23 protein-coding genes are annotated in these 26,645 nt (G+C 70.2%); 5 read left to right on the top strand and 18 right to left on the bottom strand.

What is annotated here, in order from left to right:
* Positions 1 to 98: 98 nt before the first annotated feature.
* The 15 genes from recQ to RNL97_RS19435 all read right to left on the bottom strand — a co-directional run bounded on the left by recQ (position 99) and on the right by RNL97_RS19435 (position 18,408).
* Entirely contained in the window at positions 99 to 2,120 is a 2,022-nt protein-coding gene (recQ, locus tag RNL97_RS19505; protein WP_030578337.1) for a DNA helicase RecQ, read from the bottom strand.
* Between the two features lie 166 nt (positions 2,121 to 2,286).
* Complete coding sequence (gene nuoN, locus RNL97_RS19500) at positions 2,287 to 3,951, bottom strand: NADH-quinone oxidoreductase subunit NuoN (RefSeq protein ID WP_243314772.1); 1,665 nt, start codon at positions 3,949 to 3,951, stop codon at positions 2,287 to 2,289.
* Positions 3,948 to 5,519, bottom strand: coding sequence for an NADH-quinone oxidoreductase subunit M (locus tag RNL97_RS19495; RefSeq protein WP_030578341.1), 1,572 nt, complete (start codon positions 5,517 to 5,519; stop codon positions 3,948 to 3,950). Before RNL97_RS19495 ends, nuoN begins: the two co-directional genes overlap by 4 nt.
* 4 nt (positions 5,520 to 5,523) lie before the next feature.
* On the bottom strand, positions 5,524 to 7,419 hold the full coding sequence (gene nuoL, locus RNL97_RS19490) for an NADH-quinone oxidoreductase subunit L (protein WP_243314770.1): 1,896 nt from the start codon (positions 7,417 to 7,419) through the stop codon (positions 5,524 to 5,526).
* Between the two features lie 13 nt (positions 7,420 to 7,432).
* On the bottom strand, positions 7,433 to 7,732 hold the full coding sequence (gene nuoK / locus RNL97_RS19485) for an NADH-quinone oxidoreductase subunit NuoK (RefSeq protein WP_007451729.1): 300 nt from the start codon (positions 7,730 to 7,732) through the stop codon (positions 7,433 to 7,435).
* Positions 7,729 to 8,598 (bottom strand): NADH-quinone oxidoreductase subunit J, encoded by an 870-nt coding sequence (locus RNL97_RS19480; protein WP_030578346.1) that lies wholly within the window; start codon positions 8,596 to 8,598, stop codon positions 7,729 to 7,731. The genes nuoK and RNL97_RS19480 overlap by 4 nt, the downstream gene beginning before the upstream one ends.
* Positions 8,595 to 9,293, bottom strand: a complete 699-nt coding sequence (gene nuoI / locus RNL97_RS19475; RefSeq protein WP_032764988.1) for an NADH-quinone oxidoreductase subunit NuoI — start codon at positions 9,291 to 9,293, stop codon at positions 8,595 to 8,597. The genes RNL97_RS19480 and nuoI overlap by 4 nt, the downstream gene beginning before the upstream one ends.
* Positions 9,286 to 10,689, bottom strand: a complete 1,404-nt coding sequence (nuoH, locus tag RNL97_RS19470) for an NADH-quinone oxidoreductase subunit NuoH (RefSeq protein WP_030578352.1) — start codon at positions 10,687 to 10,689, stop codon at positions 9,286 to 9,288. The genes nuoI and nuoH overlap by 8 nt, the downstream gene beginning before the upstream one ends.
* Positions 10,686 to 13,196, bottom strand: coding sequence for an NADH-quinone oxidoreductase subunit G (locus RNL97_RS19465; RefSeq protein WP_030578355.1), 2,511 nt, complete (start codon positions 13,194 to 13,196; stop codon positions 10,686 to 10,688). The genes nuoH and RNL97_RS19465 overlap by 4 nt, the downstream gene beginning before the upstream one ends.
* On the bottom strand, positions 13,193 to 14,575 hold the full coding sequence (gene nuoF / locus RNL97_RS19460) for an NADH-quinone oxidoreductase subunit NuoF (protein ID WP_199814152.1): 1,383 nt from the start codon (positions 14,573 to 14,575) through the stop codon (positions 13,193 to 13,195). Before nuoF ends, RNL97_RS19465 begins: the two co-directional genes overlap by 4 nt.
* Complete coding sequence (gene nuoE / locus RNL97_RS19455; protein WP_313750991.1) at positions 14,572 to 15,396, bottom strand: NADH-quinone oxidoreductase subunit NuoE; 825 nt, start codon at positions 15,394 to 15,396, stop codon at positions 14,572 to 14,574. Before nuoE ends, nuoF begins: the two co-directional genes overlap by 4 nt.
* Before the next feature lie 29 nt (positions 15,397 to 15,425).
* Positions 15,426 to 16,748, bottom strand: a complete 1,323-nt coding sequence (locus tag RNL97_RS19450; RefSeq protein WP_030578364.1) for an NADH-quinone oxidoreductase subunit D — start codon at positions 16,746 to 16,748, stop codon at positions 15,426 to 15,428.
* Positions 16,748 to 17,479, bottom strand: a complete 732-nt coding sequence (locus RNL97_RS19445; protein WP_030578367.1) for an NADH-quinone oxidoreductase subunit C — start codon at positions 17,477 to 17,479, stop codon at positions 16,748 to 16,750. Before RNL97_RS19445 ends, RNL97_RS19450 begins: the two co-directional genes overlap by 1 nt.
* Complete coding sequence (locus RNL97_RS19440) at positions 17,476 to 18,030, bottom strand: NuoB/complex I 20 kDa subunit family protein (RefSeq protein ID WP_010060943.1); 555 nt, start codon at positions 18,028 to 18,030, stop codon at positions 17,476 to 17,478. Before RNL97_RS19440 ends, RNL97_RS19445 begins: the two co-directional genes overlap by 4 nt.
* A gap of 18 nt (positions 18,031 to 18,048) precedes the next feature.
* Positions 18,049 to 18,408 carry an NADH-quinone oxidoreductase subunit A gene (locus RNL97_RS19435; protein ID WP_003967084.1) on the bottom strand — a complete coding sequence of 120 codons (360 nt, stop codon included), beginning with the start codon at positions 18,406 to 18,408 and terminating at the stop codon, positions 18,049 to 18,051.
* A gap of 823 nt (positions 18,409 to 19,231) precedes the next feature.
* Between RNL97_RS19435 and RNL97_RS19430 the strand changes: the two genes are divergently transcribed.
* Positions 19,232 to 20,089 (top strand): C40 family peptidase, encoded by an 858-nt coding sequence (locus tag RNL97_RS19430; protein WP_243314766.1) that lies wholly within the window; start codon positions 19,232 to 19,234, stop codon positions 20,087 to 20,089.
* A gap of 1 nt (position 20,090) precedes the next feature.
* On the opposite strand, the gene RNL97_RS19425 is transcribed toward RNL97_RS19430, so the two are convergent.
* On the bottom strand, positions 20,091 to 21,377 hold the full coding sequence (locus tag RNL97_RS19425; protein ID WP_030578373.1) for a Cmx/CmrA family chloramphenicol efflux MFS transporter: 1,287 nt from the start codon (positions 21,375 to 21,377) through the stop codon (positions 20,091 to 20,093).
* Between the two features lie 333 nt (positions 21,378 to 21,710).
* A complete protein-coding gene (locus tag RNL97_RS19420) occupies positions 21,711 to 21,887 on the bottom strand; it encodes a hypothetical protein (RefSeq protein ID WP_199814153.1) in 177 nt (58 codons plus the stop codon).
* 443 nt (positions 21,888 to 22,330) lie between these two features.
* Here RNL97_RS19420 and RNL97_RS19415 point away from each other — a divergent pair, with 443 nt between their 5' ends.
* Positions 22,331 to 22,930 (top strand): CGNR zinc finger domain-containing protein, encoded by a 600-nt coding sequence (locus RNL97_RS19415; protein WP_313751648.1) that lies wholly within the window; start codon positions 22,331 to 22,333, stop codon positions 22,928 to 22,930.
* A 71-nt stretch (positions 22,931 to 23,001) separates the two neighbouring features.
* Here the strand turns inward: RNL97_RS19415 and RNL97_RS19410 are convergent, their stop codons facing one another.
* Positions 23,002 to 24,285, bottom strand: coding sequence for a geranylgeranyl reductase family protein (locus RNL97_RS19410; protein WP_030578379.1), 1,284 nt, complete (start codon positions 24,283 to 24,285; stop codon positions 23,002 to 23,004).
* Between the two features lie 97 nt (positions 24,286 to 24,382).
* Between RNL97_RS19410 and RNL97_RS19405 the strand changes: the two genes are divergently transcribed.
* The 3 genes from RNL97_RS19405 (at position 24,383) to RNL97_RS19395 (ending at position 26,639) form a co-directional block, all read left to right on the top strand.
* The gene (locus RNL97_RS19405; RefSeq protein ID WP_243314764.1) at positions 24,383 to 24,910 is read left to right on the top strand and encodes a GNAT family N-acetyltransferase; all 528 of its coding nucleotides are present in this window, start codon (positions 24,383 to 24,385) and stop codon (positions 24,908 to 24,910) included.
* Between the two features lie 431 nt (positions 24,911 to 25,341).
* Positions 25,342 to 25,908, top strand: coding sequence for a carboxymuconolactone decarboxylase family protein (locus tag RNL97_RS19400; protein ID WP_030578384.1), 567 nt, complete (start codon positions 25,342 to 25,344; stop codon positions 25,906 to 25,908).
* Positions 25,905 to 26,639 carry a maleylpyruvate isomerase family mycothiol-dependent enzyme gene (locus RNL97_RS19395; protein WP_050499951.1) on the top strand — a complete coding sequence of 245 codons (735 nt, stop codon included), beginning with the start codon at positions 25,905 to 25,907 and terminating at the stop codon, positions 26,637 to 26,639. Before RNL97_RS19400 ends, RNL97_RS19395 begins: the two co-directional genes overlap by 4 nt.
* The last annotated feature ends 6 nt before the right edge of the window (positions 26,640 to 26,645 follow it).

The raw sequence follows: 26,645 nt of genomic DNA, 5'->3' as shown, positions 1-26,645 counted from the left end.
TGGACCTGGATCTGACGGCGATCACGGCCCGCCGCAGCCGGGCGGCGGACCCGGAGCAGGTCCCGCCGCCCTGTCGGCACCGCCGCCCGGTACGCGCCTCACTCGTACTCGGGCGGTTCCTCGTCCCAGGTGAACTCGGGGTCGCCGTGCTGCGGGGCGGCCGGGGTCGCGGTGCGGGCCGGGGACGCCGTGCCGGTTGCGGGGGCCGGGGCCGCAGGGGTCTGCGGGGCCGCTGCGGGGGACGTCTGGGCCAGGACCTCCAGCACGCCCTCCCCGTACGTCGCGAGCTTCTTCTCGCCCAGGCCGCTGATGCCTCCCAGCTCCCCGACCGTCGTCGGGTGGAGGGTCGCGATCTCCCGCAGCGTCGCGTCGTGGAAGATCACATACGCCGGGACGCCCTGTTCCTTCGCCGTCGCCCCGCGCCAGGCGCGAAGTGCCTCGAAGACCGGGACGGCGGACTCGGGGAGGTCGGCGGCGGCCGCCTTGCCCTTGGCGCCCCTGCCGCCGCCAGCCGAGGACGACGAGCGGGACGTCGGCTTCTTCGGCTCCTTGCGGAGCAGCACCTCCCGCTCCCGGCCCAGCACCGTCGCGCTCTCCTCGGTCAGGACCAGCGTGCCGTACTCGCCCTCGACCGCCAGCAGTCCCTGGGCCAGCAGTTGGCGGACCACTCCGCGCCACTCCGCCTCGGCCAGCTCCTCGCCGATGCCGAAGACGGAGAGCTGGTCGTGGTCGAACTGGATGACCTTCGCGGTCTTGCGGCCCAGCAGGATGTCGATGATCTGGCCCGCGCCGAACTTCTGGTTCCGCTCGCGCTTCAGCCGCACCACCGTGGAGAGCAGCTTCTGGGAGACGATCGTGCCGTCCCACGTCTCCGGCGGGGTGAGACAGGTGTCGCAGTTGCCGCAGGCGGAGGCCGTGGGCTCCTGGCCGAAGTAGGTCAGCAGCTGGGCCCTGCGGCACTGGACCGTCTCGCACAGGGCCAGCATCGAGTCGAGATGGGAGGCGGCCCGGCGGCGGAAGGCCTCGTCGCCCTCGCCGCCCTGGATGAGCTTGCGCTGCTGGACGACGTCCTGGAGTCCGTACGCCATCCAGGCCGTCGACGGCTCCCCGTCACGGCCCGCGCGGCCGGTCTCCTGGTAATACCCCTCGACGGACTTGGGCAGGTCGATGTGGGCGACGAAACGCACGTCAGGCTTGTCGATGCCCATGCCGAACGCGATCGTCGCGACGACGACGAGCCCCTCCTCCCGGAGGAACCGCGCCTGGTGCGCGGCGCGGGTGGAGGCGTCCAGGCCCGCGTGGTACGGCACGGCGTCGATGCCGTTGCGGGTCAGATACTCCGCGGTCTTCTCGGTGGAGTTGCGCGAGAGGCAGTAGACGATGCCCGCGTCCCCGTCGTGCTCCTCCTTGAGGAAGGAGAGCAGCTGCTTCTTGGGGTCGGCCTTCGGCACGATCCGGTACTGGATGTTCGGCCGGTCGAAGCTGGCGACGAAGTGCTTCGCGTCCGGCATGCCGAGCCGGCGGGTGATCTCCTCGTGCGTGGCGTTCGTCGCGGTCGCCGTCAGGGCGATGCGCGGGACGTCCGGCCAGCGCTCGCCGAGCACGGAGAGCGCCAGATAGTCCGGGCGGAAGTCGTGGCCCCACTGGGCGACGCAGTGCGCCTCGTCGATCGCGAAGACGGAGACCTCGCCCCGGGCCAGCAGGGAGAGCGTGGAGTCCAGGCGCAGCCGCTCGGGCGCCAGGTAGAGGATGTCCAGCTCGCCCGCGAGGAACTGCGCCTCCATCGAGCGGCGCTCGTCGAAGTCCTGCGTGGAGTTCATGAAGCCGGCCCGGACGCCGAGCGCCCGCAGGGCGTCGACCTGGTCCTGCATGAGGGCGATCAGCGGGGAGACGACGATGCCGGTGCCCCGCCGGACCAGGGACGGGATCTGGTAGCAGAGGGACTTTCCACCGCCGGTGGGCATGAGCACGACCGCGTCGCCGCCCGCCACCACATGCTCGATGATCGCGCCCTGCTCGCCGCGGAACGACTCGTACCCGAAGACGCGGTGCAGCGTCCGCCGCGCCTCGCTCTCGCCGCCCGCGCCGGTGTCGGTCACCGTGCCGGTGGTCTGGTCCATGCTCACGCCCAATGCTCTGTCCCCCGAGGGTCCGCACGCCCGGCCCTGTCCGTCCTGCTCCCGTCCCCGTCCACGATAGGCGGAGCCGACGACAACGCCGGACGGTCTGTGGACAACCGACCGTCCGGCGCTGCCGTCGCTCATACTGCGGAGCTTCCCGCGCGGGCTACCGCACGAAGACCCCCGCCTGGCCGGCCAGGTCCAGGAAGTACTGCGGGGCCAGGCCCAGCACCAGGGTGACGACGACGCCGACCGCGATCGTCGTCATGGTCAGCGGGGACGGGACGGCGACCGTGGGGCCGTCCGCCTTCGGCTCGCTGAAGAACATGAGGACGATCACACGGATGTAGAAGAACGCCGCGACGGCCGACGAGATCACACCGACGACGACCAGCGCCCCGGCCCCGCCCTCGGCTGCCGCCTTGAACACCGCGAACTTGCCGGAGAACCCGGAGGTCAGCGGGATGCCCGCGAAGGCCAGCAGGAACACCGCGAAGACCGCCGCCACCAGCGGCGAGCGGCGGCCGAGGCCGGCCCACTTCGACAGGTGGGTGGCCTCCCCGCCCGCGTCCCGCACCAGCGTGACCACGGCGAACGCGCCGACCGTCACGAAGGAGTAGGCGAGCAGGTAGAAGAGGACCGAGGAGATGCCCTCCGGGTTGGCCGCGATGACGCCCGCGAGGATGAAGCCCGCGTGCGCGATCGAGGAGTAGGCCAGCAGCCGCTTGATGTCGGTCTGGGTGATCGCGACGATCGCGCCGCCCAGCATCGTGACGATCGCCACCGCCCACATGACCGGCCGCAGGTCCCAGGTGAGGCCCGGCAGCGCCACGTACAGCAGGCGCAGCAGCGCACCGAACGCGGCGACCTTCGTCGCGGCGGCCATGAAGCCGGTGACCGGGGTCGGGGCGCCCTGGTAGACGTCCGGGGTCCACATGTGGAACGGGACCGCGCCGACCTTGAAGAGCAGGCCGGTCAGGATCATCGCGCCGCCGATGAGCAGCAGCGCGTCGTTGCCCATGGTGTCGGCCAGGGCCGGGTCGATCTCCAGGACCGAGCCGTCGACCACGTTGGCGATCTCGGCGTACGAGAGGGAGCCCGCGTAGCCGTAGATGAGGGCGATCCCGAAGAGGAGGAACGCCGAGGAGAACGCGCCGAGCAGGAAGTACTTCACGGCCGCCTCCTGCGACATCAGCCGCTTGCGGCGGGCGACGGCGCACAGGAGGTAGAGCGGGAGCGAGAAGACTTCCAGGGCGATGAAGAGGGTCAGCAGGTCGTTGGCGGCCGGGAAGACCAGCAGCCCCGCCACCGAGAACAGGAGCAGCGGGAAGACCTCGGTGGTGGTGAACCCGGCCCGGACCGCGGCCTTCTCGCCTTCGCCGCCCGGTACGGCCCCGGGCTGGGCGGCGAACGAGTCGACGCGGTTGCCGTGACTGCTGGGGTCGAGCCGGCGTTCGGCGAAGGTGAACACCGCCACCATGGCGACCAGGAGAATGGTGCCTTGCAGGAACAGGGTGGGGCCGTCGATCGCGATGGCGCCCATGGCCGCGATCCGGGCCTTCGTGGTGCCGTATCCCCCGGCGGCCAGGCCGACGATCGCGGCGAACGACGCGGCGACCGCCACCACGGTCAGGAAGAGCTGGGTGTGGTAGCGGGCCCGGCGCGGCACGAAGGCCTCGACCAGGATGCCCAGGACGGCGGCGACCACGATGATCAGGACCGGCATCAGCTGGGTGTACTCGATCTTCGGCGCCGTGAACGAGTCGCCCGGCGCCGCCGCTGTCACCCCGCTCGCCGTCGTCCACAGACTGTGGACAGCTGTTGCGCTCACTTGGCGGCCTCCACCTCGGGCTGGGGGTCCTTCTTCTGTACGTCGGACATGGTGTGCTCCACGGCCGGGTTGACGACCTCGGTGAGCGGCTTCGGGAAGACGCCCAGGAAGATCAGCACGGCGATCAGCGGGACCGCGACCGCCAGCTCCCGAGCCCGGAGGTCCGGCATGGAGCGGACCGATTCCTGCACCGGGCCGGTCATCGTGCGCTGGTAGAGGACCAGGACGTAGAGGGCTGCGAGCACGATGCCGGAGGTGGCGATGATGCCGGCCACCGGATACGCGCTGAACGTGCCGACCAGGACCAGGAACTCACTGACGAACGGGGCGAGTCCGGGCAGCGACAGGGTGGCGAGCCCGCCGATGAGGAACGTCCCGGCCAGCACGGGGGCGACCTTCTGCACCCCGCCGTAGTCCGCGATGAGCCGCGAGCCGCGCCGGGTGATCAGGAAGCCGGCGACCAGCAGCAGCGCGGCCGTGGAGATGCCGTGGTTGACCATGTAGAGCGTGGCGCCCGACTGGCCCTGGCTGGTCATCGCGAAGATGCCCAGGATGATGAAGCCGAAGTGCGAGATCGAGGCGTAGGCGATGAGCCGCTTGATGTCGCGCTGGCCTACCGCGAGGAGCGCCCCGTAGACGATGGAGATCAGCGCCAGGGTGATGACCACCGGCGTCGCCCACTTGCTGGCCTCCGGGAAGAGCCCGAGGCAGAAGCGGAGCATCGCGAAGGTGCCGACCTTGTCGACGATCGCGGTGATCAGCACGGCGACCGGGGCGGTCGCCTCGCCCATCGCGTTGGGCAGCCAGGTGTGCAGCGGCCACAGCGGGGCCTTCACCGCGAAGGCGAAGAAGAACCCGAGGAACAGCCACCGCTCGGTGCTGGTCGCCATCTCCAGGGAGCCGTTGGCGCGGGCCTCGGCGATCTCGGAGAGCGAGAAGCTGCCCGCGACCACGTAGAGGCCGATGACCGCGGCCAGCATGATCAGACCGCCGGCCAGGTTGTAGAGGAGGAACTTGACCGCCGCGTACGACCGCTGGGTCGCCGCGCTCTCGTCGCTGCCCGCGTGGGCCCGGTCGCCGAAGCCGCCGATGAGGAAGTACATCGGGATGAGCATGGCTTCGAACAGGATGTAGAAGAGGAAGACGTCCGTCGCGACGAACGACAGGATCACCATGGCCTCGACCATGAGGATCAGGGCGAAGAAGCCCTGCGTCGGACGCCAGCGGGTGGACTTCGTCTCCAGGGGGTCGGCGTCGTGCCAGGCGGCGACGATGACGAACGGGATCAGCAGCGCGGTGAGGCCGAGGAGCGCCACCCCGATGCCGTCGACGCCCAGTTCGTACCGGACGCCGAAGTCGGCGATCCAGGCCCGCGACTCGGTGAGCTGGTAGCGGTCGCCGCCCGGCTCGAAGCGGAGGAAGACGACCGCCGCCAGGACGAGCGTGCCGAGCGAGAAGAGCAGCGCGAGCCATTTGGCCGCGGTGCTCCGTGCGGCGGGGACGGCGGCGGTGGCGATCGCACCGATCGCCGGGAGCGCCGCCGTCGCGGTCAGGAGGGGAAAGGACATGTGATCAGACCGCCCTCATCAGCAGGGTCGCGGCGATGACGACCGCCGTACCGCCGAACATCGAGACCGCGTAGGTGCGGGCGTAGCCGTTCTGGAGCTTGCGCATCCGGCCGGAGAGCCCGCCGACGGACGCGGCCGTACCGTTGACGACGCCGTCGACCAGGGAGTGGTCCACGTAGACCAGCGAGCGGGTGAGGTGCTCACCGCCGCGGACCAGGACCACGTGGTTGAAGTCGTCCTGGAGGAGATCGCGGCGGGCGGCCCGGGTGAGGACCGAGCCGCGCGGGGCGAGCACCGGGACGGGCTTGCGGCCGTACATCGCCCAGGCGATGCCGACGCCGACGACCAGGGCCACCACGGTGGCTCCGGTGACCGTGGCCGCGCTCAGCGGGGAGTGCCCGTGGTCGTAACCGGTTACCGGCTCCAGCCAGTTGACGAACCGGTCGCCGATGGCGAAGAAGCCGCCCGCGAAGACCGACCCGAAGGCCAGCACGATCATCGGGATGGTCATCGACTTCGGGGACTCGTGCGGGTGCGGCTCGTGGCCGTCCGCGTCCGGCTGCCAGCGCTTCTCGCCGAAGAAGGTCATCAGCATCACGCGCGTCATGTAGAACGCGGTGATCGCGGCGCCCAGGAGGGCGACCGAGCCGAGGATCCAGCCCTCGGTGCCGCCCTTGGCGAAGGCCGCCTCGATGATCTTGTCCTTGGAGAAGAAGCCGGACAGGCCGGGGAAGCCGATGATGGCCAGATAGCCGAGCCCGAAGGTGACGAAGGTGACCGGCATGTACGTCCGCAGGCCGCCGTACTTGCGCATGTCGACCTCGTCGTTCATGCCGTGCATGACGGAGCCCGCGCCGAGGAAGAGCCCGGCCTTGAAGAAGCCGTGCGTCACCAGGTGCATGATCGCGAAGATGTAGCCGATGGGGCCGAGGCCCGCGGCGAGGATCATGTACCCGATCTGCGACATCGTGGAGCCGGCCAGCGCCTTCTTGATGTCGTCCTTCGCGCAACCGACGATCGCACCGAAGATCAGCGTGACCGCACCGACGATGACGACGACCAGCTGGGCGTCCGGGGCGGCGTTGAAGATCGCGCCGGAGCGGACGATCAGATAGACACCGGCGGTGACCATGGTCGCGGCGTGGATGAGGGCGGAGACCGGGGTCGGGCCCTCCATCGCGTCACCGAGCCAGGACTGCAGCGGCACCTGGGCCGACTTGCCGCAGGCGGCCAGCAGCAGCATCAGGCCGATGGCCGTCAGCTTGCCCTGGCTCGTCTCGCCCGCCGACTCCAGCACCGGCCCGAAGGCGAAGGTGCCGAAGGTGGTGAACATCAGCATGATGGCGATCGACAGGCCCATGTCGCCGACCCGGTTGACCAGGAAGGCCTTCTTCGCGGCGGTGGCCGCGGTGGGCTTGTGCTGCCAGAAGCCGATGAGCAGGAACGACGCCAGACCGACGCCCTCCCACCCGACGTACAGCAGCAGGTAGTTGTCGGCGATGACCAGGATGAGCATCGCCGCGAGGAACAGGTTGAGATAGCCGAAGAAGCGGCGCCTGCGCTCGTCGTGCTCCATGTAACCGATGGAGTAGATGTGGATCAGCGTGCCCACACCGGTGATGAGCAGGACGAACGTCATCGACAACTGGTCGAGCTGGAAGGCGATGTCGGCCTGGAAGCCCTCGACCGGAATCCAGCTGAACAGGTGCTGGTGCAGGGCCCGGTCCTCGGCGCCCTTCCCCAGCATGTCGGTGAAGAGGATCAGTCCGACGACGAACGAGGCGGCGGCGAGCGCGGTGCCGAGCCAGTGGCCGGTCTTGTCGAGCCGGCGGCCGCCGCAGAGCAGGACCGCCGCTCCGAGCAGGGGCGCCGCGACGAGCAGCGCAATCAGGTTCTCCACGTTTTCCGACCCCTTACAGCTTCATCAGGCTGGCGTCGTCGACCGAGGCCGAGTGGCGGGAGCGGAACAACGACACGATGATCGCGAGTCCGACGACGACTTCCGCGGCGGCGACGACCATCGTGAAGAACGCGACGATCTGCCCGTCGAGGTTGCCGTGCATCCGGGAGAACGTGACGAGCGCCAGATTGCAGGCGTTGAGCATCAGCTCGACGCACATGAACACCACGATCGCGTTCCGCCGGATCAGCACCCCGGAGGCGCCGATCGCGAAGAGCAGGGCCGCGAGGTAGAGGTAGTTGACCGGGTTCACTGGGCGGCCTCCGAATTCTCCGCCGCGGACGCGGGAGCTGCCCCGCGTGTCACGGCGTCCGCGTCCTCACGTCCGAGCCGCTCCCCGGAGCGCTGCTCCAGGGCCTTGAGGTCGGCGAGGGACTTCTGCGAGACGTCCCGGATCTGACCGCGCTCCCGCAGCGTCTGCATGACGGTGAGGTCGGACGGCGTGCCGTCGGGCAGCAGACCGGGGATGTCCACCGCGTTGTGCCGGGCGTAGACGCCGGGGGCGGGGAGCGGCGGGAGGTGCTTGCCCTCGCGGACGCGCTGCTCGGCCAGCTCCCGCTGGGTCTTGGCCCGTTCGGTGCGCTCGCGGTGGGTGAGCACCATCGCGCCGACCGTCGCCGTGATCAGCAGGGCGCCGGTGATCTCGAAGGCGAAGACGTACTTGGTGAAGATGAGGTTGGCCAGTCCCTCGACGTTGCCGCCGTGCCGGGCGTTGGCCGCGCCGAGCCCGTTGAACGTGGAGAGCGAGGCGTTGCCGATGCCGGCGATCAGCAGGATGCCGAAGCCGAGGGAGCATCCGGCGGCCAGCCAGCGCTGCCCCTTGAGGGTCTCCTTGAGGGAGTCCGCCGCGGTGACGCCGACGAGCATGACGACGAAGAGGAACAGCATCATGATCGCGCCGGTGTAGACGACGATCTGGACGATGCCGAGGAAATAGGCCCCGTTGGCGAGGTAGAACACCGCGAGGACGATCATGGTGCCGGCGAGCGAGAGCGCGCTGTGCACCGCCCTCTTCAGCAGGACCGTGGAGAGCGCGCCGATCACGGCGACAGTGCCCAGGATCCAGAACTGGACGGCCTCGCCGGTGGAGGTGGTGGTGGCTGCGGCCAGCGCGTTCACGCGCCCACCCCCTTGTCGTGCCGGGTGGCGTCGGCGGCCCGGGTGGACTCGATGGGGTCCTCGTCGGGCTTGTCGCCCTCGCCCTTGGACACGGCCGTCTGCCGGACCGTACCGGGGGCGGCCTCGGTGACCACGCCCCGGTAGTAGTCCTGTTCGTCCATGCCGGGGTAGATCGCGTGCGGGCTGTCGACCATGCCCTCCTGCAACCCCGCGAGCAGCTCGTCCTTGGTGTAGATGAGGCTCTCGCGGGTGGTGTTGGCCAGCTCGAACTCGTTCGTCATCGTCAGCGCCCGGGTGGGGCATGCCTCGATGCACAGTCCGCACAGGATGCAGCGCGCGTAGTTGATCTGGTAGACGCGGCCGTAGCGCTCGCCCGGGGAGTAGCGCTCCTCCTCGGTGTTGTCCGCGCCCTCCACGTAGATCGCGTCGGCGGGACACGCCCAGGCGCACAGCTCGCAGCCGACGCACTTCTCCAGGCCGTCCGGGTGACGGTTGAGCTGGTGGCGGCCGTGGAAGCGGGGCGCCGTCACCTTCGGCGTCTCCGGATACTGCTCGGTGAGCCGCTTCTTGAACATGGCCTTGAAGGTCACGCCGAAGCCGGCCACCGGGTTCTGGAACTTCTCCCCCGACTCCTCCGCCCGGCCCGAGGACCCAGCGGATCCCGATGAGCCCGTGAGCTCTGGTTTCTCAGACACCGCCGGCCTCCTTTCCGTCACTCGCGTTTCCGTCACTCTGAGTATCCGGTCCACCACTGACAACGAGCTCCCGCTCACGTCGTGGAGTGCGCCTGGGCACCGGCGGCAGGCTCTGTCCGGGCAGCGGCGGCACCGGGAACCCGCCCGCCATCGGGTCGAAGGCGGGCTCGGGCCCGGCCGCTTCCACCTCGGTCCGCCTCTTGCGGTCGCGGAACATGTCGACGACGAAGGAGATCAGCAGGATCGCGATCACGGCCGCGCCGACGTACAGCACGATCCGGGAGAAGTCGTAGCCCTCGTTGCGCAGGGCGCGGACGGTGGCGACGAGCATCAGCCAGACCACGGAGACCGGGATGAGGACCTTCCAGCCGAGCTTCATCAGCTGGTCGTAGCGGACCCGGGGCAGGGTGCCGCGCAGCCAGATGAAGAAGAACAGCAGCAGCTGGACCTTGAGGACGAACCAGAGCATCGGCCACCAGCCCTGGTTCGCGCCCTCCCAGAAGGTGCTGACCGGGTACGGAGCCCGCCAGCCGCCGAGGAAGAGGGTCACGGAGACCGCGGAGACGGTGACCATGTTGACGTACTCGGCGAGCATGAACATCGCGAACTTGATCGAGGAGTACTCGGTGTTGAACCCGCCGACGAGGTCGCCCTCGGACTCCGGCATGTCGAACGGGGCCCGGTTCGTCTCCCCGACCATCGTGATGATGTAGATGATGAAGGAGACCGGCAGCAGGATGACGAACCACCGGTCCGCCTGCGCCTCCACGATCGCCGAGGTCGACATCGACCCGGAGTAGAGGAACACCGAGGCGAACGCGGCGCCCATCGCGATCTCGTAGCTGATCATCTGGGCGCAGGAGCGCAGACCGCCGAGGAGCGGGTACGTCGATCCGGAGGACCAGCCCGCGAGCACGAGGCCGTAGATGCCGACCGAGGCGACCGCGAGGATGTAGAGCATCGCGATCGGGAGGTCGGTGAGCTGCATCGTCGTACGGTGGCCGAAGATCGACACCTGGTTGTCGGCGGGACCGAACGGGATGACCGCGATGGCCATGAACGCCGGGATCGCCGCGACGATGGGCGCCAGGATGTAGACGGCCTTGTCGGCCCGCTTGACGATGACGTCTTCCTTCAGCATCAGCTTGATGCCGTCGGCGAGCGACTGGAGCATGCCCCAGGGGCCGTTGCGGTTGGGGCCGACGCGCAACTGCATCCAGGCGACGACCTTGCGCTCCCACACGATGGAGAACAGCACGGTCACCATCAGGAACGCGAAGCAGAAGACCGCCTTGATGACGACGAGCCACCAGGGGTCGGTGCCGAACATCGAGAGATCCTCGGCGGCGAGGACGACGCCCTCGGGCGCCGTCGTGAGTGCGGCGAGGCCAGTCACGCTCGTACCTCCGATGGTTCGACGGGAGCGCCCGGTGCGGCGCCGGGGCCGATCCGCACCAGGCCGCCCGGGTTCACGCCGGTGTCGGCGGGGATGCCGCGTCCCACCGAGTTCAGCGGCACCCAGACCACCCGGTCCGGCATGTCGGTGACGGCGAGCGGCAGTTCGACGGTGCCGGCGGGTCCGGTGACGGCGAGCAGGTCGCCGTCCTTGACGCCGGTCTCGGCGGCGGTGGCCGCCGAGAGCCGGGCGACGGCCGCGTGCCGGGTTCCGGCGAGTGCGGTGTCGCCCTCCTGGAGCCGGCCGAGGTCGAGCAGCATGCGGTGGCCCGCGAGGACCGCCTCGCCGTCGCCGGGCCGGGGCAGCGGCTGCGCGCCCTCGCGCGGGTCGTCCGCGTGGCCGCCCTCCCAGCCGCCGAGCCGGTCCAGCTCGCGGCGGGCCGCGGTCAGGTCCGGGAGCGCGAAGTGCACGTCCATGGCGTCGGCCAGCATGTGCAGCACCCGGGAGTCGGTCGGCGCGAGCGTCCTGGGCATCTGCTCGGGCTTCAGCGCCGCCTGGAACATCCGGACCCGGCCCTCCCAGTTGAGGAAGGTGCCGGACTTCTCCGCGACGGCGGCGACCGGGAAGACCACGTCCGCGCGGGCGGTGACCGCGCTCGGCCGCAGCTCGAGGGAGACCAGGAAACCGACCTCGTCCAGCGCCTGGAGGGCGCGGTTCGGGTCGGGCAGGTCCTCGACGCCGACCCCGGCGACGAGCAGCGCGCCCAGTTCGCCGGTGGCCGCGGCCTCGACGATCTGGCCGGTGTCGCGGCCGTGCCGGGAGGGCAGTTCGGGCAGCCGCCACAGCTCCGCTACCTCGGCGCGGGCGCGCGGGTCGGTGGCCGGGCGGCCACCGGGCAGCAGCGAGGGGAGCGCACCGGCCTCGATCGCGCCCCGGTCGCCCGCCCGGCGCGGAATCCACACCAGGCGTGCACCGGTGGCGGTGGCGGTGCGGATCGCGGCGGACAGTGCGCCGGGCACGCCCGCGAGCCGCTCGCCGACGATGATCAGCGCGTGCTCACCGCGCAACGCCTCGGCGGCCGCGGCCCCTTCGGCCTCCAGGCCGACGCCGCCCGCGAGCGCGTCCAGCCACTCGGTCTCGGTGCCGGGGGCGGCGGGGAGCAGGGTGCCGCCCGCCTTCTCCAGGCCCCGGGTGGCGTGCGAGGCGAGCGCGAAGGTCCTCTGGCCGCTCTTGCGGTGGGCCTTGCGCAGCCTGAGGAAGACGCCGGGGGCCTCCTCCTCGGACTCGAACCCGACGAGGAGGACCGCGGGGGCCTTCTCCAGCGCGGTGTACGTGACGCCTGCGCCGTCGAGGTCCCGGCCGCGTCCGGCGACGCGGGCGGCCAGGAAGTCGGCCTCCTCGGCGCTGTGGACGCGGGAGCGGAAGTCGATGTCGTTGGTGTCGAGGGCGACCCGGGCGAACTTGCTGTACGCGTAGGAGTCCTCGACGGTCAGCCGGCCACCGGTCAGGACGCCGGTGCGGCCGCGGGCGGCGAGGAGTCCGGCCGCCGCGGCTTCCAGCGCCTCGGGCCAGCTCGCCGGTTCCAGCTCGCCGTCGGCGTTGCGGACGAGCGGGGTGGTGAGGCGGTCGCGCTGCTGGGCGTAGCGGAAGCCGAACCTCCCCTTGTCGCAGATCCACTCCTCGTTGACCTCGGGCTCGTTGGCCGCGAGGCGGCGCATGACCTTGCCGCGCCGGTGGTCGGTGCGCATCCCGCAGCCGCCCGAGCACTGCTCGCACACCGACGGTGTGGAGACCAGGTCGAAGGGGCGGGAGCGGAACCGGTACGCCGCCGAGGTCAGCGCGCCGACCGGGCAGATCTGGATGGTGTTGCCGGAGAAGTACGACTCGAAGGGGTCGCCCTCGCCGGTGCCGACCTGCTGGAGCGCGCCGCGCTCGATCAGCTCGATCATCGGGTCGCCCGCCACCTGGTTGGAGAACCGGGTGCAGCGCGCGCAGAGCACGCACCGCTCACGGTCCAGCAGCACCTGGGTGGAGATCGGGACGGGCTTCTCGAAGGTCCGCTTCCGGCCCTCGAAGCGGGAGTCGGCGCCGCCGTGCGACATCGCCTGGTTCTGGAGCGGGCACTCGCCGCCCTTGTCGCAGACGGGGCAGTCCAGCGGGTGGTTGATCAGCAGCAGCTCCATCACGCCCTTCTGCGCCTTCTCGGCGACAGGAGAGGTGATCTGCGACTTGACGACCATGCCGTCGGTGCAGGTGATGGTGCAGGAGGCCATCGGCTTGCGCTGGCCCTCGACCTCGACGATGCACTGGCGGCAGGCGCCGGCCGGGTCGAGGAGCGGGTGGTCGCAGAAGCGCGGGATCTCGATGCCGAGGAGTTCGGCGGCCCGGATGACCAGGGTTCCCTTGGGGACGCTGATCTCGATGCCGTCGATGGTCAGCGTGACCAGGTCCTCGGGCGGAACCGCCGCCTCGCCGCCCCCGGAGGGCGCACTCGTGGTGACTGTCATGCGTTCACCCCCCGGTGAGCGTTCTTGCCGTCGGTGTTCTTGTCGTCGGCCCAGGCCGTGGACCGGGCGGGGTCGAAGGGGCAGCCCTTGCCGGTGATGTGCTGCTCGTACTCCTCGCGGAAGTACTTGAGCGAGGAGAAGATCGGCGAGGCCGCGCCGTCGCCGAGCGCGCAGAACGACTTGCCGTTGATGTTGTCGGCGATGTCGTTGAGCTTGTCGAGGTCGGCCATCTCGCCCTTGCCGGCCTCGATGTCGCGGAGCAACTGAACCAGCCAGTACGTCCCTTCGCGGCAGGGAGTGCACTTGCCGCAGGACTCGTGGGCGTAGAACTCGGTCCAGCGGGTGACGGCCCGCACGACGCAGGTCGTCTCGTCGAAGCACTGGAGCGCCTTGGTGCCGAGCATGGACCCGGCGGCGCCGACGCCCTCGTAGTCGAGGGGGACGTCGAGGTGCTCCTCGGTGAACATCGGGGTGGAGGAGCCGCCCGGCGTCCAGAACTTCAGCCGGTGCCCGGCCCGCATGCCGCCGCTCATGTCGAGGAGCTGGCGGAGCGTGATGCCGAGCGGGGCCTCGTACTGGCCGGGGCTGGTGACATGGCCGCTGAGCGAGTAGAGCGTGAAGCCCGGGGACTTCTCGCTGCCCATCGACTTGAACCAGTCCTTGCCCCTGTTCAGGATCGCGGGAACCGACGCGATGGACTCGACGTTGTTCACCACAGTGGGGCAGGCGTACAGACCGGCGACCGCGGGGAAGGGGGGCCGCAGCCGGGGCTGGCCACGCCGTCCTTCGAGAGAGTCGAGCAGCGCGGTTTCCTCACCACAGATGTACGCACCCGCGCCCGCGTGCACCGTGAGTTCCAGATCGAGTCCTGAACCCAGGATGTCCGTCCCCAGATAACCCGCCTCGTACGCCTCTCGTACCGCCTCGTGCAGTCGTCGCAGCACGGGGACGACCTCACCGCGCAAGTAGATGAACGCGTGGGACGAACGGATCGCGTAACAGGCGATCACGATGCCCTCGATGAGGCTGTGCGGGTTGGCGAAGAGGAGCGGGATGTCCTTGCAGGTCCCCGGCTCCGACTCGTCGGCGTTGACCACCAGATAGTGCGGTTTGCCGTCGCCCTGCGGGATGAACTGCCACTTCATCCCGGTGGGGAAGCCCGCGCCACCGCGGCCGCGCAGACCGGAGTCCTTGACGTACGCGATGAGATCGTCGGGCGCCATGGCCAGCGCTTTGCGCAGCCCTTCGTAGCCCTCGTGGCGGCGGTAGGTGTCCAGCGTCCAGGATTCGGGCTGGTCCCAGAAGGAGGAGAGGACGGGGGCGAGCAGCTTCTCGGGGCTCGTCCCGTTGTGGTCGATCTCGGCGGCCAAGGTCATCACTCCCCCTCCTCGGCTGCGGGCCCGGCCGGGTGCTCCGGGTCGGAGGCCGAGGTCTGCAGCGGTGCGTCGTGCGAACTGAGGTGCTCGGACGGCGAAGGGTCGTGCGGCTGCCCGTCCTGGGGCTGTCCGGCGCGCGGGGAGACCACGCGCGCCTTGGGGGGCGCCTCGCCCTTGGCGAGCTTCAGCCCGATCAGGGAGGCGGGGCCCGCGCCGCCGGTGGCCTCGACGGCGCCGGGGCGCTCGTCGGGGAAGCCGGCGAGGATGCGGGCGGTCTCCTTGTACGAGCAGAGGGGGGCGCCCCGGGTCGGCTCGACGGTCCGGCCGGCGATCAGGTCGTCGACGAGCTGCGTGGCGCTCTCGGGCGTCTGGTTGTCGAAGAACTCCCAGTTGACCATCACGACGGGTGCGAAGTCGCAGGCGGCGTTGCACTCGATGTGTTCGAGGGTGACCTTGCCGTCCTCGGTGGTCTCGTTGTTGCCGACCCCGAGGTGCTCCTTGAGCGTGTCGAAGATGGCGTCGCCGCCCATGACCGCGCACAGGGTGTTGGTGCACACGCCGACCTGGTAGTCGCCGCTCGGCCTGCGCCGGTACATGGAGTAGAAGGTGGAGACGGCGGTGACCTCGGCGGTGGTGAGGCCGAGCGTCTCGGCGCAGAAGGCGATGCCCGTACGGGAGACGTACCCCTCCTCGGACTGCACGAGGTGCAGCAGCGGCAGCAGGGCGGAGCGGCTGCCGGGGTAGCGGGCGAGCACCTCCTCGGCATCGGCGTCGAGCCGGGCGCGTACCTCGGCCGGGTAGGGCGTGGCGGGGAGCTGCGGCATCCCCAGACTGACGTCTTGGCGTGAGGTGGTCACCGGTCGACGCCTCCCATCACGGGGTCGATGGACGCGACGGCGACGATGACGTCGGCGACCTGGCCGCCTTCGCACATCGCCGCCATGGCCTGCAGGTTGGTGAAGGACGGGTCGCGGAAGTGGACCCGGTAGGGGCGGGTGCCGCCGTCGGAGACGACGTGCACGCCGAGTTCGCCCTTGGGGGACTCGACGGCGGTGTACGTCTGTCCGGCGGGGACCCGGAATCCCTCGGTCACCAGCTTGAAGTGGTGGATCAGGGCTTCCATGGAGGTGCCCATGATGTTCCGGATGTGGTCGAGCGAGTTGCCGAGACCGTCGGGGCCGAGCGCGAGCTGGGCGGGCCAGGCGATCTTCTTGTCGGCGACCATGACCGGCCCCGGCTCCAGGCGCTCGACGCACTGCTCGATGATCCGCAGCGACTGGCGCATCTCCTCCAGCCGGATGAGGAAGCGTCCGTAGGAGTCGCAGGTGTCGGCGGTGGGGACCTCGAAGTCGTAGGTCTCGTAGCCGCAGTACGGGTCGGTCTTGCGCAGGTCGTGCGGGAGGCCGGCGGAGCGCAGCACCGGGCCGGTGGCGCCGAGCGCCATGCAGCCGGTGAGGTCGAGGTAGCCGACGTCCTGCATACGGGCCTTGAAGATGGGGTTGCCGGTGGCGAGCTTGTCGTACTCCGGCAGGTTCTTCTTCATGGTCCTGATGAACTCGCGCAGCTGGTCGACCGCGCCCGGGGGGAGGTCCTGGGCGAGGCCGCCGGGGCGGACGAACGCGTGGTTCATGCGCAGTCCGGTGAAGAGCTCGAAGAGGTCGAGAACCAGTTCACGATCGCGGAAGCCGTAGATCATGATCGTGGTCGCGCCGAGCTCCATGCCGCCGGTGGCGATGCAGACCAGGTGCGAGGAGAGCCGGTTGAGCTCCATCAGCAGGACGCGCAGGACGGTGGCCCGGTCGGGGATCTGGTCCTCGATGCCGAGGAGCTTCTCGACGCCCAGGCAGTACGCCGTCTCGTTGAAGAACGGCGTCAGGTAGTCCATGCGCGTGACGAAGGTGGTGCCCTGTGTCCAGTTGCGGAATTCGAGGTTCTTCTCGATGCCGGTGTGGAGGTAGCCGATGCCGCAGCGGGCCTCGGTGACGGTCTCGCCGTCGATCTCCAGGATGAGGCGGAGCACGCCGTGCGTGGACGGGTGCTGGGGTCCCATGTTGACGATGATGCGTTCGTCGTCGGACTTCACGGCGGATTCGACGACCTCGTCCCAGTCGCCGCCGGTGACCGTATATACGGTCCCCTCGGTCGTGGCGCGAGGTGTTGCGTGGGGAGTGGTCATCAGGAGTACGACCTCCGCTGGTCCGGAGCCGGGATCTGGGCGCCCTTGTACTCGACGGCGATGCCGCCGAGCGGGTAGTCCTTGCGCTGCGGGAAGCCCTGCCAGTCGTCCGGCATCATGATCCGGGTCAGGGCGGGGTGCCCGTCGAAGATGAGGCCGAAGAAGTCGTACGCCTCGCGCTCGTGCCAGTCGTTGGTCGGGTAGACCGCGACGAGCGACGGGATGTGCGGGTCGCTGTCCGGGGCGGACACCTCCAGCCGGATGATCCGGCCGTGGGTGAGCGAGCGCAGGTGGTAGACGGCGTGCAGTTCGCGGCCCTTGTCGCCCGGGAAGTGGACGCCGCTGACGCCCGTGCAGAGCTCGAAGCGCAGGGCGGGGTCGTCGCGCAGGGTGCGGGCGACCTGGACCAGGTGTTCGCGCGCGATGTGGAAGGTCAGCTCGTCGCGGTCGACGACGGTCTTCTCGATGGCGTTGGCGGGGAGCAGGTCCTGTTCCTCCAGGGCCCCTTCGAGCTCGTCGGCCACCTCGTCGAACCAGCCGCCGTAGGGCCGGGAGGCGGCTCCCGGCAGAGTGACGGTGCGGATGAGGCCGCCGTAGCCGGAGGTGTCGCCGCCGTTGTTCGCGCCGAACATGCCCTTGCGGACGCGGATGACCTCGCCGCCGGTGTCGCGCGGCGCGGGTACGGCGTTGCCGTTTCGCTCGTCGCCGTTGGCGTTGGGGTTCTCGGTCACCGCAGCAGCCCCTTCATCTCGATCAGGGGCAGCGCCTTGAGGGCCGCTTCCTCCGCCTCGCGGGCGGCCTCCTCCGCGTTGACCCCGAGCTTGGAGCCCTGGATCTTCTGGTGGAGCTTGAGGATGGCGTCCAGCAGCATCTCGGGACGGGGCGGACAACCCGGCAAATAGATATCCACCGGCACAATGTGATCAACACCCTGCACAATGGCGTAATTGTTGAACATACCGCCAGATGATGCGCAAACCCCCATGGAGATGACCCACTTGGGATTCGGCATCTGGTCGTAGACCTGTCGCAGGACGGGCGCCATCTTCTGGCTCACCCGGCCCGCGACGATCATCAGGTCCGCCTGGCGCGGTGATCCGCGGAAGACCTCCATCCCGAACCGGGCCAGGTCGTAGCGGCCCGCGCCGGTCGTCATCATCTCGATGGCGCAGCAGGCCAGTCCGAACGTGGCCGGGAAGACGGAGGCTTTCCGCACCCAGCCCGCGGCCTGCTCGACCGTGGTCAGAACGAAGCCGCTCGGCAGTTTCTCTTCGAGTCCCATGGTGTGCCCCTCAGCCCCTCAGTCCCATTCCAGGCCGCCGCGACGCCACACATACGCGTAGGCGACGAAGACGGTGAGCACGAAGAGCAGCATCTCCACGAGCCCGAAGATCCCCAGGGCGTCGAAGGAGACCGCCCAGGGATAGAGGAAGACGATCTCGATGTCGAAGACGATGAAAAGCATCGCCGTCAGGTAGTACTTGATGGGAAAGCGGCCGCCTCCGGCCGGAGTCGGGGTGGGTTCGATACCGCACTCGTACGCTTCGAGCTTTGCCCGGTTGTAGCGCTTGGGGCCGATAAGCGTGGCCATGACCACGGAGAAGATCGCAAACCCTGCCCCGAGGGCGCCGAGCACGAGGATGGGCGCGTAGGCATTCACGCTCCTCGCTCCTTCCAGTCGTCCTTGACCTTTGGACCGCATCGGGCGACCGGCTCGCCACCTCACCAAGATCGTGCACATGTGAGGCAGTTCACAAGCCCGACTGCCCCGCATCCTATGCCCGGTCCCCTGTGATCTGCGACACGGGGTACGACAACGACTTTGTGATCTCCACCACCTGACGAAGGATCATGAAGTCGTATGAGCGGTGATCTTCGTACGCGAAGCGGCCGAGTGATCACGAGACGTGACATTCGACGGCGTTACCGCTGGTCAAAGGCGTGCCGCGCTATCAATGGACGGCCTGTACAAGCAAATTGGCGGTGGACGGGCCGATAGTGATAAGGGAACCGGTCGACTTCGATGCTCACCCGGACGAGGGGCGGCCGGGACCGAAGGGGACATGTGCGCGCATTCACGAACTTCCGGAACGGAGAGGGAGCGGACGCCGGGCGACCCTCCGGAGCGCCTGCCCGGCATCTCCTCGCCGCCCGCGCGAAGGCGGCCGCCCCTGGGACCCGCCCACGCGCGTCACGGGCGCGAGGGTTGCCTCCCTCGGCACCCGCACACTGTGACCTGCGCCACCTACCCCCTCCCGCAAGGAAACCGGGCTTGGCCATCGGTGTGAACGGATGGTAAGTGGCGGGCAATTCGGGCGTATTGCCGAAAGGCAGTGATCACGGGCCTGATCGCCACTGCCCGTTTTGCCCGTTACGGCGTCAATAAAGGTGCTCAGAAAGCGGATTCACAGATTCCGAACGTAACTGTGTCGCAACACACGTTTCTTGATGGGACCCCTACAGCCCTGATAGCGCTAGTACCCATGTCCCACACCGCTCACATACCCAGCCACCGGAAGCCCCGTCAGCGCGCCTCGAAGTCGGCACTGCGGGCCGGAGTTGCCGGTGGCTTCCTCAGCACCATCGCGGTCGCGGGTGCCGCCGGTCCGGCCCAGGCCGAGCCGGTGACCCGGACGATCGAGATGCCCACGATCACGGACGGCCTCTCCACCGCTGTCGCCGCCTCCGCCCAGGCCACGCAGCAGGTCGCCCTCGACCTGGAGAAGCAGGCCAGCGAGGACGCCGCCGCCGAGAAGGCCGCGAAGGCGGCCAAGAAGGCCCACGCCGAGGCCGTTCGCAAGGCCGAGGCCGAGAAGAAGGCCGAAGCCGCCGCGAAGGCCGAGGCAGAGGCGCAGGAGCGTGCCGAGCGCGCCTCCCGGACCTCCGAGCGCACGACGCTCAGCGCCTCCGCCGGCTCCTCGGACTCCGGCAGCTCCGCCTCCGCCTCCGCCCCGTCCTCCTCCTCCTCCTCCTCCTCGAACGTGAGCGGTTCGGCCGCCTCCATCGTGGCGTTCGCCAAGGCCCAGGTCGGCGACGCGTACGTCTCCGGCGGCACCGGCCCCAACGCGTGGGACTGCTCGGGCCTCGTCCAGGCCGCCTACCGCACGGCGGGCATCGACCTGCCGCGTGTCTCCCAGTCCCAGTCGACCGCCGGGACCCAGGTCTCCCTGGACAACCTCCAGCCCGGCGACATCCTGTACTGGGGCGGCGCGGGCAGCGCGTACCACGTGGCGATCTACGTCGGTGGCGGCGAGTTCGTCGGTGCGCAGAACTCCAGCACCGGCACGGTGCAGCGCTCCATGGACTACGACCGGCCGACCGGCGCGGTCCGCGTTCTCTGATTCACAAGCGGGTCCCCGGGTGTTCTCCCGGCGATCCGCGGCGCCCCCGGGCGCTCCGGTTCACCGCTGAGAGCCGCCGCTCCCCCGCTCGGGGGCGGCGGCTCTTCGCCGTGGCCGCCGCGACGAGCAGCGCGACCACCATCAGCAGGGCGCTCACCCCGACCGGCGCCCGGTGGCCGAACCCCGCGTCCAAGGCCAGACCGCCGGCCCACGGGCCCACCGTCGCCCCCAGGTTGAACGCGGTCGTCGAGAAGGCACCGGCCAGCGTCGGGGCGTCGGGGGCGAGGCCCAGGACCCGCGTGATGAGGGCGGTGCCCGTACCGAAGGCGAGCAGGCCGAGCAGCGGGACCAGGGCCAGGGCGAGCACCGGGCTGCCCGCCGTAAGCGCCAGCGCCGACCAGCCGACGGTAAGAGCGGCCATGCCCGTGGCGACGACGGCGACCGGGTGGGCGTCCGCGTACCGGCCGGCCGCCGTGACCCCGGCGAACGCCCCCGCCCCGAAGAGCGCCAGGGCCACCGGCACCCACCCCGCACCCAGGCCCGTCTCCCGGGTGAGGAGCGGCTCCAGATAGGAGAACGTGCAGAAGGTCGCCCCCTGCACCAGGGCCATCGTGAGCAGGACCGGCCGCAGCCGGGGGCCGAACAGGACGCGCAGTTCGTCGCGTACGGAGACGAGAGCGGGCCCGGGCACGGGAGCAGGCGCGGCTACGGAAGCGGCGCCACCGGCCGTAGCCCCCCTACCGCCCCCGCCCGGGACGGAACGCCAGACCGCGAGGAAGGCAGGCAGCGAGACGATCGCGACCGCCCAGAAGGCCGACCGCCAGCCCCACCGCTCCCCCAGCACCGCGCCGGCCGGTACGCCCACCACGCAGGCGACCGTCACCCCGCCGACCACCACGGCGGCGGCCCGGCCCTTCAGCCGGTCGGGGACCATCGCGACGGCGGTGCTCAGCGCGACCGCCCAGAACCCCGCGTTGGCGAGGGCCCCGACGAAACGGGTCGCGAGGAGCACCCCGTAACCGGGGGTGAGAGCACCGGCGGCGTGGACGGCGACGAACACCGCGAGGAAGAGGAGCAGCGCGCGGCGGCGCGGCCAGGTGCGGCTGGACAGCGCCATGACGGGTGCGCCGACGACCATGCCGACGGCGAACGCGGAGGTGAGGAGGCCGGCGGCGGAGAGGGAGACGTCGAGGTCGGCGGCGATGCCGGAGAGGAGCCCGGACAGCATGAACTCGGAGGTGCCCTGGGCGAAGACCGCGAGCCCGAGGACGTAGACGGCGATTGGCATGGGTGAGTAGCCCCTTGGACGGAACCGTCGGATGGACAGACAGACCGGGTGCGGGGATACGGGCCGCGCGGACGGCCGCGCCGGAGGTCCGGCGGGGCTGCGCGAAGAAGTGCCCGGCGGTGATCGGCCGGTGGCACGAACTCGTACGGCGGTGCTTCAGCACGTACGCGAGAGGAAACGGCCCGCACCCGCGGTGATCCGGCGAGCGTGGAACCGTGGCGGAGGGACCGGTGACCCGGGAGGGGTCAGCCGGCGGAGCTCAGCACGGACACGGCCACCGGCGCACCGGTGGCCGGAGTCTGTCCGACTCGGGGCTGGCCATGGGACGAAATCCTACCGTCGGCGGGGGCGGCGGTTCGACCGGTCCTGCTCCCGGGCCGAGGTGGTGGGCGCGGGGAGCGCGTCGTACGCGGCGTCGAAGTCCTCGTCGTCGTCCGGCGCGGTCGGGTCCACGGCGAAGCGGGGCTCCAGGAAGAGGTCCTGGTGCTGGGGCAGGGAAGCGGTGGTCATGACTGTCTGTCCTTGGGGTCGAGCAGCGCTGTAGCGGCTTGTTCCGTGCCCCGCCGGCCTGCGTTCGATAAGAGGATGCGATATGAGGGTGCGTCAAAGAGAGTGGCACGCACCGCGTGCCGCCACGGGTGGCGGGGGCGGACGTCGGCCGGCCCGGGCCACCGACGGGGCCCGGCAGGCGCGCAAATCATCGCACACGATCACCCGCGGGGCCGAGGATTAACCCCCGGCGTGATGCGGGGGGCCGGGTTCGGGCGTCGTCCGGTGGGTCGGAGGACGACACGGAAGTGGGGGCGGTTCCGGCGATGGGGTGAACCCGGTCCCCCGGTTAACGCTTATTTTCTTTCTTGCATTAGGACTTTAAAGTGGGAGGCACGGACGTTCGAGGGACGGGAACGTCCGAGAGGCGGAGGAGGGAACGAGCAGTGGCACAGCGGCCCGTCATGGAACTGGTGGGCACCATCCGCCACGACGGGGACGGTGGGGTCCTCGACGACCTGGACTCGGCCCGGGGCGCGCATCGCTGGCTCCAGCAGCAGCCCGGCCTCCTGGCCACCGCCGGCGCCACCGGGGACCCGGTCGTCGACGAGGCGTTGAGAGAGGCGGTCGTCGACGTACGGCGGGCCGTCCGGGCCCTGTTCGCGCGGGTGGTCAGCCCGGCCCCGCCGAGCCCGGCCGACGCCCACCGCCTGCTGCCCGTCGACGAGGCGCTGACCCTGCTCAACGCGGCGGCCGCCCGGGAGCCCGTGGCTCCCCAACTGCTCTGGCCCGCCGGCGAGGCCCCCGCATCAGGGCTGCTGTCGGCCGAGGACGCCCCGGGCGTACGGCTGGTGGCCGGGCTGGCGCGCGACGCCGTCGACTTCCTGAGCGGGCCGCAGCGCGAGCACCTGCGCGCCTGCCGCGCGCCGCGCTGCGTCCGGTATTTCGTCAAGAGCCACGGCCGCCAGGAGTGGTGCACGCCGTCCTGCGGCAACCGGGCCCGGGTGGCCCGCCACTACGAACGCGCGCGTGCGGCGGGCGACGGCCCTGTCGACCGCGTGTAGGACCACAACCGGTCCACCTCCTCGAACCCTGCGAAGGAGACGGTACGGGTCCCACCCCGGTCCGTAGCCCCTCAGGCCTTCGGCGCCACCTTCGACAGGCCGTTGATGATGCGGTCCATCGCGTCGCCGCCCTGCGGGTCGGTCAGGTTGGCGAGCATCTTGAGCGTGAACTTCATCAGCAGCGGGTGGGTCAGGCCGCGCTGGGTGGCGACCTTCATGACCTTCGGGTTGCCGATCAGCTTCACGAAGGCGCGGCCCATCGTGTAGTAGCCCCCGTAGGTCTCCTTGAGGACCTTCGGGTAGTTGTTCAGGGCCAGTTCGCGCTGGGCGGGCGTGGCGCGGGCATGGGCCTGGACGATGACGTCGGCCGCGATCTGGCCGGACTCCATGGCGTACGCGATGCCCTCGCCGTTGAACGGGTTGACCATGCCGCCCGCGTCGCCGACGAGGAGGAGGCCCTTGGTGTAGTGCGGCTGGCGGTTGAAGGCCATGGGGAGGGCCGCGCCCCGGATGGGCATCGTCATGTTCTCCGGGGTGTAGCCCCAGTCCTCCGGCATCGAGGCGCACCAGGCCTTGAGGACCTCGCGCCAGTCCAGCTCCTTGAAGGCGGAGGAGGAGTTGAGGATGCCGAGGCCGACGTTGGAGGTGCCGTCGCCCATGCCGAAGATCCAGCCGTAGCCGGGCAGCAGCCGGTCCTCGGCGCCGCGCCGGTCCCACAGCTCCAGCCAGGACTCCAGGTAGTCGTCGTCGTGGCGGGGCGAGGTGAAGTACGTACGGACGGCGACGCCCATCGGGCGGTCGTCGCGGCGGTGCAGGCCCATCGCGAGGGAGAGGCGGGTGGAGTTGCCGTCGGCGGCGACGACGAGCGGGGCGTGGAAGGTGACCGGCGTCTTCTCCTCGCCGATCTTCGCCTCGACGCCGGTGATGCGGCCCGTGCGCTCGTCGCGGATGGGCGCGCCGACGTTGCAGCGCTCGTGAAGGCGGGCGCCCGCCTTCTGCGCCTGGCGGGCCAGCTGCTCGTCGAAGTCGTCGCGCTTACGGACCAGGCCGTAGTCCGGGTAGGAGGCGAGGTCCGGCCAGTCGAGCTGGAGGCGGACGCCGCCGCCGATGATGCGCAGGCCCTTGTTGCGCAGCCAGCCCGCCTCCTCGGAAATGTCGATCCCCATGGCGACGAGCTGTTTCGTGGCGCGGGGCGTGAGCCCGTCGCCGCAGACCTTCTCCCGGGGGAAGGCCGTCTTTTCCAGCAGCAGGACGTCGAGTCCGGCCTTGGCGAGGTAGTACGCGGTCGTGGACCCGGCAGGGCCCGCTCCGACGACGATGACATCCGCGCTGTGCTCGGAGAGGGGCTCGGTCACGGTCGGATCTCCCGAAGACTCGAATTCGCGTGCCGCGCGGCACATGTCCCGTGCAGTCTATGGGGGCCTGCGAACCAACCCTCCGAAGGGCTCCCTCATGTCGATCGCGCCTGCCACGCCCCACGCTTCGGCCCCCGCCGTACGCCTCCGTGTTCCGACCGACGAAGACGCCCTGACCTGGTACCGGGTCTTCGACGACCCCGAGGTGATGGAGTTCTTCGGCGGCCGGCGGGCGGACTTCTCCGTGTACGAGGAGCTCACCGCCCGCCAGCGCCGCCACGACGCGGAGCTCGGCTACTGCCTGTGGACGCTCACGGACGAGGCCGGCACCGTGCTGGGCTTCACCGGGGCGCAGCCGTGGCCGCACGCCCACTACGGTCCGGTCGGGGCGATCGAGATCGGGTGGCGGCTGGGGCGCGAGGCGTGGGGGCGCGGGTACGCCACCGCCGCCGCCCGCGCCGCGCTGGAGCGGGTGCGGGCGGTCGGGGTGAGCGAGGTGGTCGCGATGATCCACTCCCGTAACGCCCGGTCGATGGCGGTCGCGGCGCGGCTCGGGATGCGGCGGGCCGAGTCGTACGACACCCCGCGCGGCCAGGAAGCCGTCTGCTTCCGGCTGGAATTGTGAGAGCCCGCGAGTGACTCAGGCCGGTTCTGGGCCATGTCTGATATCTCCACGGTCGGGGAACGGTGGCCCATTGCACAGCACCGCACACGGGGTGGCTTCTTCCGAAGTGCTCTCCTTTCGAGAACCTGTTCCCGGTCGCCCCCGGGCCGGCGCACGGCCCCGTGAACGCTCCCGGCGTGCGCGGCGCCGACCTCCCCGGGGCGTGTGGAGCAGATGCCGCTGCTCAGCGACATGATCGAGGAAGGGCCGGTCGGCACGCGCTGACGGCCGGTCGGAGGCTCGGCCGTGACAGCGGGAACTTCTTCGCCTCAGCGCACGGTTGCCACCGACCGGAGGGTTCACTAGCGTCCTCGCATCGCGAAGGCCCCTTTGTTCAGCGGCCCCGCGATGGTCACCGCACATCTGTCTCCCCCTTCTCCAAAGGACGAGCCGTGCCCCACATCGCGCTGAACAGCGATCTCCCCGGAATCATCGGTTTGATGGTCCACCGGCCCGACACCGGCGGACCGCTGGGTGACCTGGCGAACGCTCTGCTCAGGGCACCGTCCTCGCTCGAACCGGGCGAACGCGAGCTGATCGCGGCGTACGTCTCGCGGCTCAACGGCACCGAGTTCTGCGCCTCCTCGCACGCGGCCTTCGCGGCCGCGCAACTGGCGGGAGGCCGGGAACTGGTCCAGGACGTGCTGGCCGACCCCGGTACCGCGCCGATCAGCGGGCGGCTGCGCGCGCTGCTGGACGTGGCCGCAGAGGTCCAGAGCGCCGCGCGTCCGGTATCCGACCGAGCGATCGCGGCGGCCCGCGGCGAGGGCGCTGACGACACGGACCTGCACGACACCGTTCTGATCGCCGCGGCGTTCTGCATGTACAACCGTTACGTCAGCGGCCTCGCGACCGAGCTGCCCAAGGATGACGAGTACTACGCGCAGGCAACTCGGCGGATCGTGACGGACGGCTACCGGGCCGGAACCCCTACCGGCATACAGGAGACTGCCGCATGACCGACACGGCCCGCAGTCCGGTACCGGACCTGGCGCATCACCTGGCCTACCGTGCCTGCCGGGAGAACATCACGCGGCTCGTCACCTCGGATCTGTCGGTCGCGGAGCTCCCCGTGCCGGCCTGTCCCGGCTGGAGCGTGCGTGATCTTGTCAGCCACCTCGTCCTGGTCTGTCGGATGGCCGTCGACGAGTATCCGGGCGAGCTCAGTGACCCGCCACCCCCGCCTCCAGGGATTCCTGTCCACGAACTCGTCGACACCTGGGCTGCGCTGGAGGAGCATCTGCCGGGAGTTCTGGCGCGCGCGGATTGGCTGCGTCGCCGCATCCTTCCGCTGGACGTGCTCTCGCATGAGCTCGATCTCCGTACGGCACTCGGGCTGCCCCCGCCCGATGGTTCCCCCGCCCTCGCCGACGCGCTGGATCTCGCTGTGGGGGGCTTCACCATGTCGCTGCACGAACGCGGCCTGCCGACGTTGCGCGTCCGGACACCCGACCGGGAGTGGACGGCTGGGAAGGGTGAACCGGCCGCCACGCTCTTCGGCGGCAGTCTGGACGTCTTCCGCTCTCTGACGGGACGACGCACGGTCCGTCAGATCGCTGAGCTGTCCTGGAGTACCTCGCCGGCATCGTGGCTGCCCGCGTTCACGTGGGGCCCCTTCACACCGCCGACGCGCGCGGTCGAAGAGGCGGCGCCCACCCCCATGGAGCCGGACCGGCATTCCGGCACCTGACGGTCG

Source organism: Streptomyces parvus (assembly GCF_032121415.1).
GTDB lineage: Bacteria > Actinomycetota > Actinomycetes > Streptomycetales > Streptomycetaceae > Streptomyces > Streptomyces globisporus_A.
This window is presented reverse-complemented; position numbering and strand designations above follow the sequence as displayed.